Source organism: Nocardiopsis listeri (genome assembly GCF_020741345.1).
Lineage (GTDB): Bacteria > Actinomycetota > Actinomycetes > Streptosporangiales > Streptosporangiaceae > Nocardiopsis > Nocardiopsis listeri_A.
Genome location: NZ_DYZD01000121.1, coordinates 1 through 3,592, shown reverse-complemented (window position 1 = coordinate 3,592; position 3,592 = coordinate 1). Strand labels below are relative to the sequence as shown.

At 69.6% G+C, this 3,592-nt stretch carries 4 protein-coding genes; 1 reads left to right on the top strand and 3 read right to left on the bottom strand.

Going from position 1 to position 3,592, the window contains the following annotated elements; genetic code table 11:
* Positions 1-150 precede the first annotated feature (150 nt).
* A complete protein-coding gene (locus K8V84_RS07055; protein WP_304071977.1) occupies positions 151-681 on the bottom strand; it encodes a sugar O-acetyltransferase in 531 nt (176 codons plus the stop codon).
* 87 nt (positions 682-768) lie between these two features.
* On the opposite strand from K8V84_RS07055, the gene K8V84_RS07050 reads away from it, so the two are divergent.
* A complete protein-coding gene (locus tag K8V84_RS07050; protein ID WP_369696612.1) occupies positions 769-1,467 on the top strand; it encodes an SDR family oxidoreductase in 699 nt (232 codons plus the stop codon).
* Between the two features lie 65 nt (positions 1,468-1,532).
* Here K8V84_RS07050 and K8V84_RS07045 read toward each other — a convergent pair whose 3' ends face one another.
* Both K8V84_RS07045 and K8V84_RS07040 read right to left on the bottom strand, forming a co-directional pair.
* Positions 1,533-2,681: an acyltransferase family protein gene (locus tag K8V84_RS07045; RefSeq protein WP_304071973.1), complete on the bottom strand. Its 1,149-nt coding sequence runs from the start codon at positions 2,679-2,681 to the stop codon at positions 1,533-1,535.
* 27 nt (positions 2,682-2,708) lie between these two features.
* The gene (locus K8V84_RS07040) at positions 2,709-3,326 is read right to left on the bottom strand and encodes a TetR/AcrR family transcriptional regulator (protein WP_304071971.1); all 618 of its coding nucleotides are present in this window, start codon (positions 3,324-3,326) and stop codon (positions 2,709-2,711) included.
* Between the last annotated feature and the right edge of the window lie 266 nt (positions 3,327-3,592).

Below are 3,592 nucleotides of genomic sequence, written 5' to 3'. Positions count from 1 at the left end.
ATCGAAGTCCCTGCTTCCGGGCGGTCACGGACCGGAAGCAGGAAGAGGAAGTTCCTCGTCACCTCGGGGTGGTGGGCCGGGGCGGGCCACCGGCGGCCCCACGCCGTCGTTGTACCGCGCGGGTACGACATTTCCCAAGGATCGCCGGGATCAGATCTGCTTGATCACCCGGGCGGGGTTACCGACGGCGACCACGTTGGCGGGCAGGTCCCGGGCGACCACCGCTCCGGCGCCCACCACGGTGTTGTCGCCGATGGTCACCCCGGGGCAGACGATCACGCCGCCGCCCAGCCACACGTTCTCCCCGATGGTGATGGGCTCGGCGGACTCCCAGCCGGCCTTGCGCTCGGCGGGTTCGAGCGGGTGGGTGGGGGTGAGCAACTGGACGTTGGGACCCATCTGGGTGTGGGCGCCGACCCGGATCGGCGCCACGTCCAGCATCACCGCGCCGAAGTTGACGAACACCCCTTCGCCCAGGGTGATGCGGTGGCCGTAGTCCACGTGCAGGGGCGGACGCACGGCGGCGTTCTCACCAACTTCACCGAGCAGGTCGGCCAACGCCTGGGCACGCCCCTCGTGGTCGTCGGAGGCGGTGGCGTTGAAGACGTCCATGAGCTTGTGGCACCGGACGGCCTCGGCCGCCAACTCGGCGTCGACCCGGTAGGGCTCACCGGCGAGCATACGTTCCTTGGCGCTGGTCACAGCGGTCCTTTCCATGGCTGAAAAACTCCGTCGAGCCTAACGTCCCGCTCTGCGACAATGCCCACCATGACAACCCCCACGGTCCTGGTGAGCGGCGCCACCGGCGGCATCGGCGCCGCCCTGGTCGACGAACTCCTACGACGCGAGCGCCATGTGGTGGCGCTGGGTCGCGACCTCGACCGTCTCACCGACCTGGCCCGGAGCCGACCGGGGGTGCGGACCGTTCGCGCCGACCTCGAACATCCCCAGAGCCTGTCCGAGGCACTCGGACCACTACTCGGCGAGGTCGAGGAACTGTCGGCCTTCGTGCACTGTGCGGGACTCTCCCCGGTGGCGTCGGTGACCGACTCCCCCGTCGCCCTGTGGAACCGGGTACTGGCGGTCAACCTGGTCGCTGCCGCCGAACTCACCCGCCTGCTGCTTCCCGCCCTGCGCACCGCCAAGGGCCACGTGGTCCTGGTCAACGCCGCCCCCGGCCTGCACGGGGTGCCGCGCTGGTCGGCCTTCACCGCGAGCAAGGCGGGGCTGAGCGAGTTGGCCGACGCGTTGCGCGCCGAGGAGGCCGAACACGGTGTGCGGGTCACCGGTGTCCACCCCGGTGGGACCGCCACCGAAACCCTACGGCGGGTACGCGCGGACTTCGATCGGCCCTACGACCCCCAGGCCTGCATCCGGCCCGCCACCCTGGCCCGTGCGATCGTGGACGTGCTGGAGTCGCCGCGCGATGCGACCATCACCGAACTGCACCTGCGCCCGGGCCCCTGAACCGGATCGGGGTCGCTTCCCTCCGCACAGGGCGGACGGGAACGACCCCTTCCTTCGCTCCGTGTTCACAGCACCCGCTTGACCCCCGGAATCGCCCGCACCCCGGCGGCCGACACCCAGGACAGCGGCACGCTCAACGCGGCAAGGCCGGCGAACTTGACCACCGCAGGGGCCTGCCAGCCGCCCAGTGCCATGGCCACCAGCACCAACACCACCGTGTGCAGCACGTACACGGCGAAGGCGTTGTCGCCCAGGAACCGCCACACACGGTTGTCCCTGGTCACGAACCTGCGGAAGAAGACCAGCAGCGCCAGCACCAGCCCCACCGAGAACAGGTTCTCCGCCAAGAGCCGCACCAACGACGCCCCGGTATCGGGGGCGGCCGTCGCGAACACCATCATCACCGGCAGCGTCACCACGGCGGCGATGCCGCCGACCACCCCGGCCCGGTCGGGCAACCGATGGAGCCAGTCACCCCTGTAGGCGAGCGCGCCCACGGTGAACATGGCCACGTACTGGGGCAGATAGCCGGGGCTGGGCAAGCCCACCACCGGCCAGTACGGAGCGGGAAAGGCCCAGCGCCAGGCGAAGGTGACCAGGGCCGAACCCACAACGAACACCAGGACCGGCACCGGCCAGCGCAGTGGCCCCCGCTCCCGGACCTTCTCCACGACCCGGACGGGCCCGGCACGACGCTCACGCACACCGCGCACCCACACGTACACCAGGCTCATCACCAACAGCACCTCCACGAACCACATCGGGCCCGGGTCGATGGTGAGCAGGTACAGCAGCCACAGCGGAAGGTCGGGTTCGGCCGCCATCACCTGGCCGAACGTCGGGATCAGGGCCAAGGGACGCAGCAACACCAGGAACAGCAGCAGGGGGACGCCCAGCCGGATCAGGCGTTCGCGCATGAACCCGCGCCGCCCGCGCCGGTCGATCGAACCCGGCACGAAGTACCCGGCGATGAGGAAGAACATCCCCATGAAGAACGTCTGGTTGAGGAGCACGAACAGGTCCAGCGCCGCCCCGGAGGGGTCCTGGGCCGGTTCGGCCAGGTACCACACCGGGATGTTGCCGTAGGTGATGGCCGCGTGGTGCAGCACGACCAGGACCGTCAGGACCACCCTGAGGTGGTCGACGTAGAACAGTCGGGGGCGGACCGGTCGGTCGGCAGCCCCGGTGGTGGGCGGGTCGGCGTTCTGTGTCATGGGGACCTCGTCACTGTGGTGTGACGGTCATCGGGCTCGAACCGCACGGACCAGGAGTTCTCCCAGTTCGTCGGCGTGTGCGAGAAGGTCGTGGCCGGGGTGCGTCCGCCAGTACTCGAACATGGCGTCGAGGGTCGCCTGCTGGCTGACCGCCATCACCCGCACGTCGAAGTCGCGGAACTCCCCGCTCTGCTGACCGGAGCGGTAGAGCCCCTCCAGGTGCTCGTAGATCGCCTCGGGTTGGGACCCGAAACGGGGAGCGCCCTGGGCGTCACGAGAGTGCCGGAAGATCTGGGCCAGTGCCGTCATGCGCTCGCGATGGGCCAGCGCGTACTCGGCCACGCCGCGCACGTGGACGCGCAGCGCCCCTTCCATGCTCTGCTCGGCCAGGACCCGGGGCACGACCTCCTCCCCGATCTGGGTGTAGACGCCGATCACCACCTGGTCCATCAACTCGTCCTTGCCGTCGAAGTGGTAGGAGATGACGCCTTTGCTCACCTCCGCCGTCCGCGCGATCCGAGCCAGGGAGGCGTTGGGGTAACCGACCTCGGCGATGGTGTGCACCGCCGCGTCGATGATCTGTGCCCTGCGGGCCTTCTCGATGAAGGACCGCTTCTGACCGTCTGACTCGTTTTTTGACCGCATGGCCAGAATTTAACATGTGCGGCCGAAAAACCATCGGGGATGCCCCTGATCCCATCCCTGAAACGGCCCCCCACCCCAGGACCGGGCCGGGCTCCCCGCGCTCGGGGTCCACCGGCACCACCAGGGGTTCTCCGGGTGGAGGATGGGGGGCATGACCCCACCCGCACCGGCCCGCCTTCGGTCCGTGCTCGCCTTCATCGCCCTCGGCGCAGCCCTGGGCGCACTGACCCGCCACGGACTGGACTCCCTGTGGCCGCCCGCCACCT